At 45.0% G+C, this 17,137-nt stretch carries 15 protein-coding genes; 7 read left to right on the top strand and 8 right to left on the bottom strand.

All coding sequences use genetic code 11. The annotated features are described in order from the left end of the window. From OO774_RS08350 to OO774_RS08340, 3 genes are all read right to left on the bottom strand, one after another. A complete protein-coding gene (locus OO774_RS08350; RefSeq protein ID WP_264901492.1) occupies window positions 1-1,662 on the bottom strand; it encodes a 4Fe-4S dicluster domain-containing protein in 1,662 nt (553 codons plus the stop codon). A 304-nt stretch (window positions 1,663-1,966) separates the two neighbouring features. Continuing rightward, the gene (locus tag OO774_RS08345; protein WP_264901491.1) at window positions 1,967-2,581 is read right to left on the bottom strand and encodes a DUF3306 domain-containing protein; all 615 of its coding nucleotides are present in this window, start codon (window positions 2,579-2,581) and stop codon (window positions 1,967-1,969) included. Beyond that, window positions 2,571-3,038: a DUF3305 domain-containing protein gene (locus OO774_RS08340; RefSeq protein WP_264901489.1), complete on the bottom strand. Its 468-nt coding sequence runs from the start codon at window positions 3,036-3,038 to the stop codon at window positions 2,571-2,573. Before OO774_RS08340 ends, OO774_RS08345 begins: the two co-directional genes overlap by 11 nt. A gap of 332 nt (window positions 3,039-3,370) precedes the next feature. Between OO774_RS08340 and OO774_RS08335 the strand changes: the two genes are divergently transcribed. Continuing rightward, the gene (locus tag OO774_RS08335) at window positions 3,371-4,201 is read left to right on the top strand and encodes a formate dehydrogenase accessory sulfurtransferase FdhD (protein ID WP_264901487.1); all 831 of its coding nucleotides are present in this window, start codon (window positions 3,371-3,373) and stop codon (window positions 4,199-4,201) included. Window positions 4,202-4,540: 339 nt separating this feature from the next. Here the strand turns inward: OO774_RS08335 and OO774_RS08330 are convergent, their stop codons facing one another. The 3 genes from OO774_RS08330 to OO774_RS08320 form a co-directional block, all read right to left on the bottom strand. Beyond that, window positions 4,541-6,133 carry an ABC-F family ATPase gene (locus OO774_RS08330; protein WP_264901485.1) on the bottom strand — a complete coding sequence of 531 codons (1,593 nt, stop codon included), beginning with the start codon at window positions 6,131-6,133 and terminating at the stop codon, window positions 4,541-4,543. Window positions 6,134-6,273: 140 nt separating this feature from the next. Further along, window positions 6,274-8,316, bottom strand: coding sequence for a cache domain-containing protein (locus OO774_RS08325; RefSeq protein ID WP_264901483.1), 2,043 nt, complete (start codon window positions 8,314-8,316; stop codon window positions 6,274-6,276). Then, window positions 8,306-9,757 (bottom strand): sigma-54 dependent transcriptional regulator, encoded by a 1,452-nt coding sequence (locus OO774_RS08320; protein ID WP_264901482.1) that lies wholly within the window; start codon window positions 9,755-9,757, stop codon window positions 8,306-8,308. Before OO774_RS08320 ends, OO774_RS08325 begins: the two co-directional genes overlap by 11 nt. A gap of 320 nt (window positions 9,758-10,077) precedes the next feature. Here OO774_RS08320 and OO774_RS08315 point away from each other — a divergent pair, with 320 nt between their 5' ends. The 6 genes from OO774_RS08315 to OO774_RS08290 all read left to right on the top strand — a co-directional run bounded on the left by OO774_RS08315 (window position 10,078) and on the right by OO774_RS08290 (window position 15,121). Continuing rightward, entirely contained in the window at window positions 10,078-10,896 is an 819-nt protein-coding gene (locus OO774_RS08315; protein ID WP_264901480.1) for a substrate-binding domain-containing protein, read from the top strand. Between the two features lie 6 nt (window positions 10,897-10,902). After that, entirely contained in the window at window positions 10,903-11,601 is a 699-nt protein-coding gene (locus OO774_RS08310) for an ABC transporter permease (RefSeq protein ID WP_264901478.1), read from the top strand. Between the two features lie 43 nt (window positions 11,602-11,644). Further along, window positions 11,645-12,364, top strand: a complete 720-nt coding sequence (locus OO774_RS08305; RefSeq protein ID WP_264901476.1) for an energy-coupling factor ABC transporter ATP-binding protein — start codon at window positions 11,645-11,647, stop codon at window positions 12,362-12,364. Next, the gene (mobA, locus tag OO774_RS08300; protein ID WP_264901474.1) at window positions 12,342-12,929 is read left to right on the top strand and encodes a molybdenum cofactor guanylyltransferase MobA; all 588 of its coding nucleotides are present in this window, start codon (window positions 12,342-12,344) and stop codon (window positions 12,927-12,929) included. Before OO774_RS08305 ends, mobA begins: the two co-directional genes overlap by 23 nt. Beyond that, window positions 12,926-14,704, top strand: coding sequence for a bifunctional molybdopterin-guanine dinucleotide biosynthesis adaptor protein MobB/molybdopterin molybdotransferase MoeA (locus OO774_RS08295; protein ID WP_264901473.1), 1,779 nt, complete (start codon window positions 12,926-12,928; stop codon window positions 14,702-14,704). The genes mobA and OO774_RS08295 overlap by 4 nt, the downstream gene beginning before the upstream one ends. A gap of 150 nt (window positions 14,705-14,854) precedes the next feature. After that, window positions 14,855-15,121, top strand: a complete 267-nt coding sequence (locus tag OO774_RS08290) for a DUF2960 domain-containing protein (RefSeq protein ID WP_264901471.1) — start codon at window positions 14,855-14,857, stop codon at window positions 15,119-15,121. Window positions 15,122-15,189: 68 nt separating this feature from the next. Here OO774_RS08290 and nagK read toward each other — a convergent pair whose 3' ends face one another. Both nagK and OO774_RS08280 read right to left on the bottom strand, forming a co-directional pair. Further along, complete coding sequence (nagK, locus tag OO774_RS08285) at window positions 15,190-16,098, bottom strand: N-acetylglucosamine kinase (RefSeq protein ID WP_264901469.1); 909 nt, start codon at window positions 16,096-16,098, stop codon at window positions 15,190-15,192. Window positions 16,099-16,273: 175 nt separating this feature from the next. Then, window positions 16,274-17,023, bottom strand: a complete 750-nt coding sequence (locus OO774_RS08280) for a tRNA-uridine aminocarboxypropyltransferase (protein ID WP_264906090.1) — start codon at window positions 17,021-17,023, stop codon at window positions 16,274-16,276. Between the last annotated feature and the right edge of the window lie 114 nt (window positions 17,024-17,137).

Genomic DNA, 17,137 nt, shown 5'->3' with positions numbered 1-17,137 from the left:
CTAATACTTGAGTTGTTTCATTGGATCAGAGGCCATCGACTCAAACATATCTACCACGCGGCAGTCTTCACACATGGCGATACGGTTGATAGCGGCTTCATCAGTAAAATGAGAATGTCCACGTAGCTTGTTTTGCAACATGTCGATCATGGATTGAGGTGCGAAAGGTTTGTGGCAACGAAGACACTCGGCCGCTTTCTCTTGGTGAATGACGACTGCTTTCTGACGTTCTTCTTTCACCCAGTTCATGCGAGGCGTTAGCGTAAGCACATTTTCTGGACACGCTTTTTCACATAAGCCACATTGAACACAATCTTGTTCAACAAATTTAAGAGACGGAGACTGACCATCTGTATGTAATGCGCGAGTCGGACACACAGCGACACAGCTCATACATAAGGTACAGTCTTTACTTTCACAAGAAACTGAGCCATAAGGTGCATTGCCCGGGAGTTCAACGGTATTATTGACAGGAATACGCGAGGCAGATAACGCATCTAGCGCAGTAAACAGGCGCTGACGTTTATTGCCTTGGAGCTCTCCTACCGCTAAATCGAAGGAATCTGTACACAATGTCGGTGCGCCTTCACGCAGAGATTCCAAATACAAGATATCGATGGTTTCTTTTGCAATGCCAAGTTGATCGAGCAATTCTTGTGCTATCCCGACTTCACTATTAAGTACGCGCAAAATGGTTGGCGGCATAAAACGTGAAGCCGCAAACAGAACCTGAGTCGCTCCGTTCACAAGCGCAGCAAACCAAGTATCGATACCAACAGATGGCAACTCTTCAACCACAATAGGAATGACGTTGTCTGGAAGCGCTTTTAAAGCCATCACGTTGTATGTTTCATGGCGTGAACTACAAATCAGCACGATAGGATCGACGCCACCTGCTTTTTCATAATTAGCTAAGGTACGTTCGATGAACTTTTGGGTATCTTCTGGGTTTGGGAGTGCGTAATGAATCGCTTCTGTAGGACATGCGGTTGCACAAGTTCCGACACCCTGACACAGGTACGGGTTAATCTCGATACGATGTCCAGTTTTCGGACTACCTTCACTGGATAGTGCGCCCGCCGGACAGGCATCAACACAACGCTCACAACCTTTTACGCCTCGAGAACTGTGCGCGCACAAGTCGGTATCTAAACGGAAAAACTTGGGTTTATCAAACGTCCCCATTAACGTAGGGATCTCTTCCAGCGCTTCTGCGAGTTTCGGATAGCCGCGACCGACTGGGTAATAACCCGGAGCTGGCACTTCCTCAGACATACAGCTGTTAAGGCAAAGATCGAGAACGACGTCGAAACAATCCGTATTAATCGCTACTTTAGCGAGATTGTTTGTCGAACCATTGTTTTCAATAATTACTTCAAATGTACCCAGGAAGCCAGACACCTGCACAGAGTTCGCATAATACAGTGCACTGTGAGTTCCCTTTTCTCCGTCAGTAGACAGCAACGTAAGGCTGTTCATTTGTGATAATTGAGCTGCGGCACTTTCAATGATCGCCGTCGGACCGACAATTAAAGTGTTACCGCCACTTTCGTAGCTCACCGTCGGTGGGATCAGGTTTGTCAACTCGATGGTATTTTCAAAAGCATATAGCCTTGCGTTACCGTTACTGGAAGTCGTTTGTTCTAATAGTTGTTTTAACATTGCTCGTTTCCATTTATCAACATGGATAATCTTCCATCTTTCATTGTAGTTAGCGCGGTAGATTCTGCTGATTAACTTATAAATAAGCTGATTTGCATGGAGCATCACGGCCGATAGCAAAATTCAGACAACCGATACGTTTACAAGAAGATTGGTTATTTCAGCTAATTAGCAAGCGTCATGCCAATTTTAATTGTTAATATTTTCAATGATTTAATTTGGTTTGGGTAAGTTATATCTGATAAAAAAGCCGGATGAGACAATATGTCCCACCCGGCCTGTTGAGTGTTTAGTCAAAATGTACCTATTTTGAGTGTGGTATATTTTGTCCTACTTGTTCTGATAGCGATTCTGACTCTGAAGTGCCACTTTTACCAGATACTGTATATTTATACAGTTCATTTTCATTTTGAGAAGGTTCGACGATTTCTTGCTCATTTTCATCAGCATCTGAAGCCTCTATTTGAACCACAGCCAGCTCATTGTCTTCAATTGTTGCGTCGTCTTCAGTTTTATCTTTCACCCAGTCTCGCAGCGTTTCTGCTACACCTTCTGAAAGTGACTTCAAATTACTGTAATCGTCATCGTAATCGTCTAACCCATCACGGACATTGAACTCTTCTGATAGAAACAACTTACGTAACGCGGCTTTTTTCACGCTTTCTGATGCTTCTGAAACCAATAGGTTCGCTATCGACATCTCTTCCGGTTTTTGCTCATCAGCAGCGGTAGTTTTTTCGCTTTGTTCTGCTGTTGAAGTCTGTTCAGATACCTCGTTTTCAAGGGCTTCTTCAGCGGAAAGGCTTTGTATCACTTCCACTTCAGTCTCGTCGCTTAGCTTGGCGTCTTGATGAATGCTTTGAGATTCTCCTAACTTCCGCTGTGACCAGCGACTTAAAAAATCACGACTAGTTGCCATTTGCTCTACCCGCTCCTTTACGTTTCTTACCTTTCACTTCTAGCATCTCACCATGGCGTCCAATGAAGGCCTCCATCCAAGCTTGTACAGGTAAAGGCATATCATTAGATAAGACGAGATTATCTCCATCCATATATCGCGCTGCGACGGCTTGAGAGGCGGTGATAAGTTGTATTGCTGGCTTCTCATTAGAATCAAGGTTATCCATAACAAGAAAGAGTTTCGGGTTTTGCGAGCTTAGATTAAATCGGTAGTCAGTACGTTCATCTCTATGAAGTTGTAGAAGGCAAACATCAGAGGTGTCTTCAGTAGGAGCCAGAACGAATCGTGTTAGTTGCCACTGGGTTGTTACCCAGACTCCAGTGGTAATTTCATGTTCAACCAACTCTATGCCAATAGGCCATGAATCTTCTGTTTTCTCATATATGTTTTCTAAGCTTTTACTATTGTCCGACATAACTCACCCAACTTTCTTTATTTGCTTTGATCAGCGGAAAGGACATTCTGACCCATGCCTTCAAACCATGTTAGGTTCACTAAGCAATAAACGAGCCAAATCAACCCTTGTCTCTATTAAGATAAGGTATAGATATAAATACCAAATTAGTCGAAACTCAATGACTTGTATGTGTCATTCCTGCGAACTCTCAGTTTTTATATTAAGTAGTCTGAATCTCTCGCATTTTTTTCCTCAACCGCTATGTTGGAATGAGATTTGCTATTTCAACCTCGCGTTAAAAAGAACAATCCTTGTGAGCAAGTAGCTCCTTCACTGAACAGGACAAGACTGTGGTAAAACCAAATATTATTAAAACCAGTGAAAATCCCCTGCAGACCATCGAAGTCGATGTTTACGACGAATATGGTGAAAAGCTGACGAAACAGATTGCCTGCGAACGACCTCTTACCGTTATGCTGAACTGGAAAGAAATTGTAACGCTGATGACGATAGGGTCCCGTCCAGATGCGTTAGTTTTAGGCTATTTAAAGAATCAAAGCTTCTTATCTGACCCGGAAGCGATAGAGTCTGTCATCATCGATTGGGAAACCCATTCTGCAGCAGTGATCACCAAAGAAAACATCGAGCATTTAGAAGGTGCGTTGAAAAAGAAAACCGTCACCTCGGGTTGTGGTCAAGGCACCATGTATGGCAATGTGATGAAGCAATTGGAGAACTATCAGGTTCCGCAAGTGCCGCTTAAGCAGTCAGAAATCTATGCCACGCTTGAAGCGCTGACTCATTACAACGATACATACCGAAAAGCAGGCGCCGTTCATGGATGCGCTATTTGTAAAGGAAACGAAGTGTTGTCGTTTGTGGAAGATGTAGGTCGTCACAATGCCGTGGATACGCTTGCCGGAGAGATGTGGTTAAATCAGCAAACGGGCGATGACAAAATATTTTATACAACCGGACGTCTGACATCTGAGATGGTGATTAAAGTCGCTCAAATGGGCATCCCTGTTCTGCTTTCTCGATCCGGTGTGACTCAAATGGGCTTGGATCTGGCTCGACAATACGGCATTACAACTATTGCCCGCGCGAAAGGGTTGCGTTTTCAGGTCTTTACTGGCGCAGAAAAAATTGAGTTTGATGTGAAAGGCAGCAACAACGAATAATTCGCGAACGCAAAGTATGGTGTAAACTTATACAGGTCGCAGTCGGAATGTGTTGGGCGTTGTAACAAACTCGGAATACCCAGTATTTAACGCATCAATACCCACTGCAACCAGCATCATTAATACCGTTTATTCACAAAGGATGTGAACTATGGACAATGACCAGCTTTGGAACTTTTTGCTTACGCCTAGTGGCATCATGGTTTCGATGATTATTACATTCGGTGTTGTTGGGATATATGCATACCTAACCGGTCAGTTTAAGGAATAAACACACAAACGTAAAAAAGACCTCGTTGTGAGGTCTTTTCATTTTAAAACATCGCGTTAGGTGTGATATTAACCGTCGATACCGCGCGACTTAAGGTACTCAGAGTAAGTGCCTTTAAAGTCTGTAATTTTACCGTCACGAATTTCAAGAATACGAGTTGCCAACGAGTCTACAAATACACGATCGTGAGATACGAAGAACAATGTGCCTTTGTACTGCTCTAGTGCCGTGTTCAATGACTCGATCGATTCCATGTCCATGTGGTTAGTTGGTTCGTCCATCAGCAGCATGTTTGGTTTGTGCATCATTAGCTTACCAAGCAACATACGACCTTGTTCACCACCAGATAGCACTTTTACTGACTTCTTAATGTCGTCTTGACCAAACAGCATACGACCTAGGAAGCTACGAACCACTTGCTCGTCGTCGCCTTCTTGGCGCCATTGACCCATCCAATCCGTTAGGTTCATGTCTTGTTCGAAGTCGTGTGCGTGGTCTTGCGCGTAGTAACCAATGTTTGAGTTCTCAGACCATTTGTACATACCTGTACGTGGTTCCAGAACGCCAGCCAATGTGTTTAACAGTGTGGTTTTACCAACGCCGTTCTCACCAATAATGGCGACGCGCTCACCCACTTCAAAGATTGCATTGAAGTTTGCGAACAGATCATCTTCAAAACCCTGGCTTAGGTTTTCAACAATCAGAGCGTTACGGAATAGCTCCTTAGACTGCTCAAAACGAATGAATGGGTTTTGACGGCTAGACGCTTTCACTTCGTCCAGTTTGATTTTGTCGATTTGCTTCGCACGAGATGTCGCTTGCTTTGCTTTCGATGCGTTTGCCGAGAAACGTGCAACGAACGTTTGTAGCTCAGCGATTTGTGCTTTTTTCTTCGCGTTGTCGTTGAGCAGACGTTCACGAGCTTGCGAAGCCGCTGTCATGTACTCGTCGTAGTTACCTGGGTAAATACGCAGCTCACCGTAATCCAAGTCTGCCATGTGGGTACATACTGAGTTTAGGAAGTGACGGTCGTGCGAGATAATGATCATGGTGCAGTTACGCGCGTTTAGCGTGTCTTCCAACCAACGGATAGTGTCCATATCCAGGTTGTTGGTTGGTTCGTCAAGTAGCATAACGTCAGGGTCTGCAAACAGAACCTGAGCAAGAAGCACACGCAGTTTCCAGCCAGGTGCCACTTCGCTCATCAAACCAAAGTGTTGCTCCATTGGAATACCTACAGCAAGAAGAAGCTCACCCGCTTTTGCTTCTGCCATGTAGCCGTCCATTTCTGCAAACTGAACTTCAAGGTCAGCGACTTTCATACCGTCTTCTTCACTCATCTCTGCCAGAGAGTAAATGCGGTCACGCTCTTTCTTAACTTCCCATAACTCTTTGTGACCCATGATTACCGTATCGATAACCGTGAACTCTTCGTAGGCAAACTGGTCCTGGTTTAGCTTTGCAACACGTTCGTTCGGGTCGTAGCTCACGTTACCACTGGTTTGCTCAAGCTCGCCGCTGAGGATTTTCATAAAGGTTGATTTACCACAACCGTTAGCGCCAATTAAGCCATAGCGGTTACCTTCGCCGAACTTAACTGAGATGTTTTCGAATAGCGGCTTAGCGCCGAATTGTTGAGTAATATTCGCTGTGGAGATCAAAACCTTTACCTTAGCAATTTGAGTGTATTTATAAAAACCGGGCAACGGTACTTGTTAAGGCTACACTCTGCAAGTTTTGTTTTTATTAATTATTATAAAACCTTTGTTTGATGCATATCACACTAAATCTCCAGGCCAGATTAAGCGATATTTGTAACCTCCAACATTAACTCGGCTTTTTTAGGCAAATAAATGCTGAACACACTGCCTTTGCCCCACTCGGATTCTACTTTTAGCTCCCCGCCCGTTTGGCTAAGAATACTTTGAGACACTGACAGCCCCAATCCCGTGCCATCACGTTTGGTGGTGTAGAACGGTGAGAATATACGACCCACGTTTTCTGGCTTGATACCACAGCCTTCGTCTGCGACGTGGATAACCGCACCTCTGATCTCGTTACCTTCCATCCAATCATCACTAGTGACAACCAACTTACCTTTACCGTTCATGGCGTGAATCGCATTCATCTGCAAGTTAACCAGAATCTGTAGTAAATGGTGGCGATTAATCTCGACTGAAGTATGAGCTTGAAGGTCGGTAACAAATTCAACATCACGCTTCTTGGTGCCCGTTTTAACCAAGGTGATACTCTCATCAATGATCGGGTTAACATGCTGCCAGGTGATCTCGTCCTGTACGCCGCCCTGCCGGCTGTATTGCAACAAACTGCGGGTGATGTTTCTGATGCGATCGATTTGAGCGTGAATAGCGTCAATTTCTTCTTGAACCCGACTTGCGTCCTCACCAAGTTCAAAATGAATCAATTCGATATTACCGAGGATCACCGCGGTCGGGTTGTTGATCTCATGGGCGATACCCGCTGTCAGTTCTCCAAGGGCAGAGAGTTTTTCATGAACCACCAGCTTGTCTCGGGTTTGATTGAGTAGCTGAATGTGCAATTCTAGCTCTTGGGTCTTTTCTCTCAGACTCGCTGTACGTTCTTGAACTTTGCACTCTAACTGCGCGGCAGCATTCTTCAGCTCTACCTTACGTTCTTGCAGTGCGTCCAGCATGTTATCAAACTGCTTCGCCAATTGTGCCAGCTCATGGTCGTCATTAAGCCCCAAAGGGCCAATCCGCTTTTCTTTACCCAGTTGTACCAATTTTACGACTTTATGAATACGTTCTATCGGTCGGAATAGATCGCGCGAACCTCGATACACCATCGCTCCGGACACCAATAGTAGCATTAGGGTCATAAGGCTGACTTCGGCGATATTCGTCATATACGCTTTGACAAATGGCCACATTAAATACCCGGTGTATAGCATGCCAATCACGTTATCATACTGGTCTTTAATGGGCTGATAAGCCGTGATATACCAGGCATCATAGACGTATGCCTTACCTACCCATACCTCACCTCTGGTTAGAACTTGCTCAGAGACTTCGTTACTTACTTTGGTGCCAATCGCTCTACCAAGGCGGTGATCACTATCCAATGGCACGTTGGTGCTCACCCTTAAGTCAGACAGAAATAGTGTCAGCGTACCGACAGGACGTAATCGGTCATTCACATTGGGATAAATTAAGTCACGGATCTGATCGACCAACACAGTACTGTTGTTGAGGAGTAACCCACCGTCCAGAAAGCCGAGTAAGTTGTTAGATCGACTATATACAGGGATAACCGTACGGCTCACTAACCCGTGGGTTTCAGTCCCACCACCCTGACTCTGAATCGGAACTTCGGCTCGTTTCGCCAATTCCGGGTCGAGTTGCTCTAGCTCTTCTTTATCCAAAATATCGAAGAACGACTCCCGTTTGGTCAAGTCCAGAAAGCGGAACTTGTTTTCTACTGAATTTACGTATTGGAAAGAAAGAAAATCTAACCCGTAACGATGCTTTTGCGTAGAGACCCAATCTTGGAGTTCTTCCGTTGGCATATTCTGGTTGATGCGGTTGTGAAAGTCATAAGAATCTGCGAACGCCCTAACGTAGTTGGCTTGCTTTTGTTGCAACAACTCGACGCTGTTTTCTGCGACCCCTAAACGTTCGGAGACATCCAGCAGCGTATTCTGCCACGTGTACTGAATAGACCAATAAATGGTGATGGCAATCAACGCGAACAGCGTCATAAAGATAGGAGCAGATGTGAGAATTAATAGCCGGTAACGTACCATGGTTTTAAACCGGTGCGCCCATTTCGACAATCCTTTGTGTTGCTGCCATTTAGTTGGCATATTCCTCATCCTCTGCGTCCCACTCTTTATACTTACGCTCTAACGTTTTGCGTGCCACGCCTAAATCACGCGCTGCTGCTGATTTGTTACCATCATGCAAACTAACTACCTGTTGAATGTGCGCTTTTTCTACGTCTTTAAGCGTCCAGTTATTGGGATAGCCTTCGCCTAAAAACTCGTTACTTTCCTTAAGCGTTGGAAGCTCGGCGGTATGTGAAACAGTCATAGAAACATTTGGCAAGGTGTGAGAGCCGTTTATTTCGCGCCAATGATGAGCAGGCGGTTTTCCAAGTAAAATACAGCGCTCAATCAGGTTTTTTAGCTCACGAATATTACCTGGCCAATCGTACTCGCTCATTGCTTCCATATCTTCATGCGCCCACTTGGGTGCTGGCATTCCTAGCTCGCGGGTTAGCATGTTGCTAAAGAAAGGAATGAGTTCAAAGAGATCACTTTTACGTTCACGAAGTGGACACACTTCAATCTTCAGAACGTTAAGGCGGTAATACAAATCGCTACGGAAGTTACCCTGATTCACTTCTTCTTGAAGATTTCGGTTCGTCGCAGCGACGACACGGACATCGATGCTAATTTCTTTCTCTGAGCCAACCGGTCGGATTGTACGCTGCTCTAACACACGTAAAAGTGATGCTTGCATCGATAATGGCATTTCACCGATTTCATCAAGAAAAAGGGTCCCGCCGTTGGCCACTCTAAACAGACCTTCACGAGATTTCTTCGCACCGGTGAATGCGCCTGAAGTATGACCAAAAAGCTCACTTTCTAATAGCTCTGGCGCGATCGCAGCGCAATTGACCGGAACAAATGGACCACTTCTATCACTAGCCTGGTGAATACCGCGAGCAACCAGCTCTTTCCCCGTACCCGACTCCCCTTCAATCAAAACCGACGCACGTGATGGTGCAAACTGAGTTATCAATAACTTAAGTTGACGGGTTTTCTCTGAACCACCTATGATTTCTGAGCTGTTGTAACGTTGATAATCACGTTTCATTGCATATTGCATGCGCTCGTTCAAACGACGATCCATACAACGGGTTACCGATTTCAACATTTGTTCTAGGTTGAAGGGTTTGAGAATAAAGTCTGAGGCACCAAGCTGAAGCGCACGAATCGCGGTTTCAAGATCAGCATAACCAGTCATAAAGATTACATCCGCTCTTTTATCATCATCGGTAAACGCTTCTTCCCACTCAATCCCCGAACGACCGGGCAAATTAATGTCGAGTAAAATCAGATCATAATGGCGCGAGCTTCTTAGTTGCTCAGCTTCCTCAATGCAGCCAGCCGTATCAACCTGAGAAAAGAGTTTTCCCAGCGCTTTTTTCAAAATGGCTTGCATGCCTGGCTCGTCATCAACGACCAGAACTGAAAAGGCGTTGTATTGTTGCTTTGTACTAATATGGGATTGAGCGGACATATTTACCCCAGACGGTTTTAGGTGGGACAGAGTGTACCAACGCTACAGGATAAGCCTGCGCAATAATTGGGACATTTTGTACCAAGGGAAGGATTTATGCAAACAAGTCTATGAAATGGCGCATAAATCGCACAATTTTAGGTTGAATATTGTTGGCATCTTGTTTGCTATAAGGGGTATCCAAGTCGTCAATACGTTAGGTACTTTGAGCCTGCTACTCAAGGAAGGCTTGTGATTTGAGCAATCAAGATCGTCCAGGAACTTCAAGCGCCTTAAAAGCGCCAGAAACCGAAACATCATTGGAAAGGAAACGAATAAAAATGAAAAAAATTGCGCTAACATTGGCTGCAACGTCAATCACACTAGTAAGTTACTCTGCTTTTTCCGCTCAAGATGGCGAACACATTCGCTTAGCCACTACCACCAGCACGTACCATTCAGGACTGCTGGATTACCTACTACCAGAATTCGAAAAAGAGACAGGCTATAAAGTCGACATCATTGCTGCAGGTACCGGCAAAGCACTCAAAATGGGTGAAAATGGCGATGTAGATTTGGTAATGACACACGCGCCCAAAGCAGAAGGCCTGTTCGTAGAGAAAGGATACGGCGTTCAGCCGCGTAAGCTCATGTACAACGATTTTGTGATTGTTGGTCCAAAGGCCGATCCAGCTGAAATCAAAGATGATGAAAGCGTTCTTGAAGTGTTTAAAGAAATCGCAAGCAAAGACGCGACTTTTATTTCTCGTGGCGATGATTCTGGCACTCACAAGAAAGAAATGGGCTTTTGGGCGCAAACACAAATTGAACCAAACTTTGGTGGTTACCGCAGCGTAGGTCAAGGCATGGGCCCTACTCTGAACATGGCGTCAGAGATGCAAGGCTACACAATGACAGACCGTGGTACTTGGTTGGCCTACCAAAACAAATTGGATCTGGAAATCCTGTTCCAGGGTGATCAAATGCTGTTTAACCCTTACCAGGTGATCTTAGTTAACCCTGAACGTTACCCGACCATCAATCATAAAGGCGCTCAAGTATTCAGTGATTGGTTGGTTAACCAGCATGGGCAGGAGTTGATTAACAGCTTCCGCCTTAATGGTAAGCAACTGTTTGTAGCAAACGCGGAAAGTAAATAAGACACGATGAATCTTGCTGAAACAACACTAGAAGCACTCCAGCTACTGGTGAATTTCGATGCAGAGCTTTGGGAGATCGTTGCGGTCTCCTTTAGTGTTTCTATTACGGCAATATCTTTAGTGGTATTACCGGCAATTTTGATGTCCTTTGTGCTCGCTTATACCGATTTTCGTGGTAAGTGGCTTTTGCTGTCTATCATCAATACGCTTCAAGCGGTACCAACGGTTGTTATCGGCCTATTGCTCTACATGCTTTTATCGAGAGCGGGGCCTTGGGGTGGTTGGCAAATGCTGTTTACGCAGAAAGCGATGATATTCGGTCAAATGCTGATCTGTTTTCCGGTGTTAGTCTCGATGATGCATGGTGCCTTGCAATCGAGCGACCGCCGTATGATAGAAACGTCGCTCACCCTAGGTGTATCCCTTCCTCGTGTTGCCGCGACGATGATTTGGGAAACGCGCTTTCCGTTACTCGCAGCAGTCATCGCAGGGTTTTCGCGGATCGTCACAGAAGTTGGTTGCTCGATGATGGTAGGTGGCAACATTATGGGTGTAACACGTAATATTCCGACAGCAATCGCTATGGAAAGCAGTAAAGGTGCTTTTGCGCAAGGTGTTGCATTAGGAATTGTATTACTATCTTTAGCATTGGCCCTAAACTTCTTCTTATCGAGTATGAGAGGTAAAGGCTATCTTAGAACATGAAGCTAATGATCGACTCAATTTCAATTCGATGTAGAGACGTATTATGACAATAAAAATTACCGCCGAGCAATTGTCCATGCGTTTTAAAGAGCGTGTGCTCTTCCACATTCCCGAGTTAACGATTGGACCGAACGATGCAATTTATCTGAAAGGCGATAATGGTGTCGGAAAAACAACACTACTTAAAATTCTGGCTGGCCTGCTAAAAGCATCAACTGGTAAAGTAGAGGCACCGAAAGATACTTGGCTGAAAAAACTGACCCGTCGAAATGGTCGTGTCGATGTTATTTATCTCCACCAATCTCCTTATCTATTTGACGGCAGCGTTTACGAAAACGTTGTTTATGGCGTGAAATACCAGCGCGACAACGCAAAAGATAAGCGAGCGCAAGTTATCAACGCGCTACGCATGGTAGGTTTGGAAACTTTAGCCGATGAACATATTTCGGTATTGTCAGGTGGCGAAAAGCAACGCGTGGCCATGGCAAGGGCGTGGATCTTAAAACCATCCATTTTATTGATGGATGAGCCAAGTGCATCACTAGACGCCGAATCAATTCAACGATTGGTTATGATGGCTAAAGATCTGCTGGATCGCGGTTCGAGTATCGTGATCACCAGCCATCAAACCAACGCGCTAACCGACTTATGTAAAAAACAGTGGTGGATTAAAAATAAGACTTTGATAGAGTCTCCACTGTTGTATGTCATACCAAAAGAAAACTCCCAAGAGAACGCATATGCTTCAACCAACACAAACTAGTTGGGTCATTTTGGCTGGTGGTCAAGCCAGCCGCATGGGTGGAAAAGATAAAGGCCTGATAGAGCTAAATCAGAAACCACTCATCAAACACGTCATAGAACGTCTATCTCCACAAACACCAAGCATTTTAATCAATGCTAATCGAAACCAAGACGCCTACCGTCAGTTTGGCTTTGTCTTCAGTGACCAGTTCAAAGATTACCCTGGCCCGATGGGCGGCATTCATGCTGGATTAGTACACGCCGATACCGACTGGGTTGGATTTGTTCCCTGTGACAGCCCACAGATTAATACCGACTTAGTTGAGCGTTTTTGTCAGGCGGTCGAAGACGATACTGATATTTTGGTCGCTCATGATGGTGATCACCAGCAACCAGTTTTCACTATGTATCACAAACGCGTATTGCCAAAACTGACGGCATTTTTAGAGCGTGGTGATAGAAAGATCATTCTGCTTTATAAAGAGTGTCACACCAGCTACGTTGATTTCAGTGACTCACCAAACTGTTTCGTCAACTTAAACACTCCGGAAGAACTGGCGCAATTTGGACAATTAGAATCATGAAACTCTCGCTAAATATCCCTATTCTTGGTTTTGCCGCTTACTCGGGTACTGGTAAAACTACGTTATTGGAAGCCTTGTTACCAAAACTGACCGACGCGGGCCTGCGTATAGGTATGTTAAAACACGCGCACCACAATTTTGACATCGATAAACCAGGTAAAGACAGTTATCGTTTACGCAAAGCAGGCGCTTCACAAATGTTGATCGCATCCCGCAATCGTTTTGCTTTGATGACAGAAACTCCGGATACTGAGGCAGAGTTCGAATACCTGTTGACTCGTTTTGATGAAAACCAACTGGACGTCATTCTGGTTGAAGGTTGTAAAAACATCGCTTTCCCAAAAATCGAACTTCACCGTGAGGAAGTCGGCAAACCTTGGCTTCACCCTCACGACGAGAACATTATTGCGATTGCCTCCGAAACCAGTGAGCTGGAATCCGAATTACCACAAATGAGCATCAACGATCTGGATGCTATCGCGGAGTTTGTTCTTCAGTATGTCAATGCAGCGAAACAACCGAAATCAAAAGACAAAGAAGCCGCGTGTTGCGACACTTTATCCCCTGCTTATCTTTCTGTAGAACAAGGTCAGGAGAAAATTCTATCATTAGTTCATCCGCTGACTGACATTGAAGTATGCGATGTTGAGCGTAGTTATGGCCGAGTGTTGGCTGATGACATCGTTTCTCCGGTTAATGTGCCTCAATACACAAACTCGGCAATGGATGGTTACGCCATTCGCAGTGACGATCTTGAACGAGAGAGTTATCAAGTGATGGCTGAAGTGCTTGCTGGCAATGCTTACGATAAACCTTTGGAGATGGGGCAAGCGGTTAAAATCATGACTGGCGCGCCTACCCCAATTAACGCTGGTACTGTGCTGATGCGTGAGCAAGCTGCACAGAATGGTGACAAGGTAACGTTTAGTGCATCAAGCATCAAAGCAGGTCAGAACGTTCGTCAAGCCGGTGAAGACCTTGAAATTGGCAGTAACGTTTTTCAATCTGGTACTCGCCTGACCTCTCCAGAAATGGGGATGATCGCCTCTCTTGGTTTTGGACAAGCGAATGTATTCCGAAAATTGAAAGTCGCTGTATTCTCTACAGGTGACGAAGTGCAAGCGCCAGGCACCGAGCAGAAGCCTAATTCAATCTTCGACTCAAACCGATTTACCATTATGGGTATGCTTGAACAGCTCGGGTGTGACATTCTGGATTTCGGTATTCTGGAAGATAACGAACAGCAGATGATCGAAGCATTAGAGCAAGCATCGCAGCAAGCAGACATGGTGATGACGTCTGGTGGTGTGTCTGTTGGTGATGCGGACTACATTAAGTTAGCCTTGGACAAGTTGGGTCAAATTGACTTCTGGCGTATCAACATGCGTCCTGGTCGCCCACTTGCTTTTGGTCAGATCAACAACAAACCGTTTTTCGGTTTGCCGGGAAACCCGGTTGCGGTGATGGTCTCGTTCATCAACTTCGTTGAGCCAGCAATCCGCAAAATGCAGGGTGAGCAAGGCTGGCGACCGTTAAAAGTCAACGCGGTTGCAACTGAAAACTTACGCTCACGCCAGGGTCGAACTGAATTCAGCCGAGGGTTTTATCAGCTCGACGAAACAGGCCGCCTCACCGTTCGTACAACTGGTAAACAGGGCTCTGGTATTTTGCGTTCGATGAGTGAAGCGAATTGTCTAATCGAAATATCCCCTGCTATTGACACAGTTAAAGTGGGAGAAAGCGTGACAATCATCCCTCTTCAAGGCAGAATCTAGCCCTAATAGGTTACTAGCAACGATTTCATAAAGGTCAGCAGTGCTGACCTTTCGTTTTTAGTGAAGCTTGAAGTCGGTTACCTTTCTTCCCTTGTGGTAGATATGATTCCTGTTCACTAAAAGCATCAACAAACAATTCGAGAGATTACTATGGCTCGCACCATCCTTTACACATACAAGAACGAAGACAAACAACTGACGTTCTCTTACCAGCAACATCGCAATATTCAGGAAGCGGTTGCTGAAGCAGAAGGTATTGATATTTCTGAATACCTAAAGATGGAACAGCAAATCGAAGCGGTTTCTGATACCAAAGCGGTTCGAAACTACCGTGATAATCACTTTAAAAAACTTGGCTTTAGTAAAATTACTCTGGCTCAAAAAGAAAATTTGGGCGTCGGGAAAAAGAATAAGTAAATTGCACCAAGTAGCAAAAGCTCGCGATGAAACGCGAGCTTTTTTGTATCCACTTGATGCTACGGAATTTACTTGATGTTTAGGAATGCTGCGCCGCGAACGCCACCCGAGTCACCGTGTTTTGCTTTGATGATCTTAGGACATTTAGCTACAGAAAGTAGGTATTTAGGAATACGTTTTGGCATCTCTTCGTAAATGAGTTCGAAGTTAGATAGGCCACCACCTAGTACAACGACATGTGGGTCAGTTGCGGTAAAGATGTTACCAAAGCAGATAGCAAGTAGTTCCATGAACCGTTCAACGTGTTCAACTGCTTTCTCTTCACCTTCGCCATACGCTTTGATGATATCGATCGCTTTTTTCTTCTCACCATAGTAATGCGCGTAAATTAGCTCAAAACCTCGGCCTGATAAGTAGCTATCTAGGCAACCTTTCTTGCCGCATCCACAACCAAGCAGTGGCGCGTTGTCACCTAGATGGAACCATGCATCGAGAGGAAGGCGCATATGGCCAACCTCTCCTGCTACGTGGTTACGACCAGAAAATACTTGGCCATCATAAATAAAGCCGCCACCAAAACCCGTACCCAAGATTAAGCCCAGTACCGATGGCTCACCTTGTAGATCTTCATCCCAAGCTTCTGAAAGCGCGAAACAGTTTGCGTCGTTTTCGATCTTCACAGAGCGACCGATTTTCGCTTCAAGATCGGCACGTAGAGATTTGCCTTTCGCTGCTGGTACATTTACTGTCAAGACAGTCGCATCGTCGGCATCTTCCATTCCAGGAAGACCCAGACCAATGGTACCTTCGCAACCAAATTCAGCGTCGTACTTACTAATGAGTTCTGCGATAGTGTCAACCAGTAGTTCATAGTTATCAGTTGGTGTTGGTACACGCTCAGTTGCTACACGCTCAAGCTTTTCGTTAAATGCACCAAACTCAATCTTTGTGCCACCGACATCAAAGCCATAATACATGCAATTCTCTCCTAAAAAGTGCTAAAAAGACCCCCAAAAATTTAGTGGAGTCAAAAAGATAAACTTCTGGCATTATCCATATCTATACGCCTACAAACCGTGACCAAATCCAGATTTATCCTCTCACTCAAGCCAGTTGAACAACAAGCGATCAACAAAAATTCATTCCTTAGAGTCAGTTCTCAGTTTTTATCCACGCTTTGAAGCGTTTCAGGTGTGGCCTATTGGGATCCGTTTTGACTCGTGTTTTAGTCAACATATAGGTTTCTCTGAACGCTTCGAACCACAATTGAAGACACTCTGAAGCTTGATACTCGCCAGCCTGCTTGAGCACTAAAGTGGCAACTTCAGCCGTGGAGAGATGTTGTTCGTTCTCAGAACGTCGCATGATGTATTCAGACAGTGTTTCTGGTTGTATCGACAACACGGGTAACGATTGTAGGTAGTTAGAACGGCGGAAAATCTTTCTCGCTTCACGCCAACTGCCATCAATAAAAATCAACAGCCATTTCTTGTTGCTGCTTTCCGGTGTTTTTAAGAGCTTAGGGTTCAGGCTGTCCATTAATCGTGAAGTGTCATCGACATAATCTGCCGGGAATATGATCACTGGCTGATAGTCATCACTTTTTAAAAGCGAGAGCATCTCATTAGAAGGCTCCGTTCGGTTCCATTGATATACGTAGGTTTCCTCAATGGTATCGGCAATCAGGCGACCCGTATTGCTCGGCTTAAACACTTCGTTTTCCGATACAATCAACATACAAGCGAGGTTGGATTTAATAGTTGGCTGTAGTTCACACAGGCAGTGATCTTGCGAGACCTGACAATATTGGCAGCGAACAACTTTGCAGCCTCGCGCGTTAAAAGTCTTTGTCGAGATAGACTGACGGTGCTGATATAAACGGTGAAAAGCGTGAATTCTCATAAGTAGCAATGCCAAATAAAAAGTAGAGCGCGATTCTACTGGCATAACCGCTAAGCCTCAAGGTAAGGTATAGACAGCGAAAGAAATTGACGCTGAATTTGGTCTGTTCAGACA

It is taken from the genome of Vibrio sp. STUT-A11 (genome assembly GCF_026000435.1).
Classification (GTDB): domain Bacteria; phylum Pseudomonadota; class Gammaproteobacteria; order Enterobacterales; family Vibrionaceae; genus Vibrio.
Note: the sequence above shows the minus strand (reverse complement) of the source record. Positions and strands in the feature narration are given on the sequence as shown.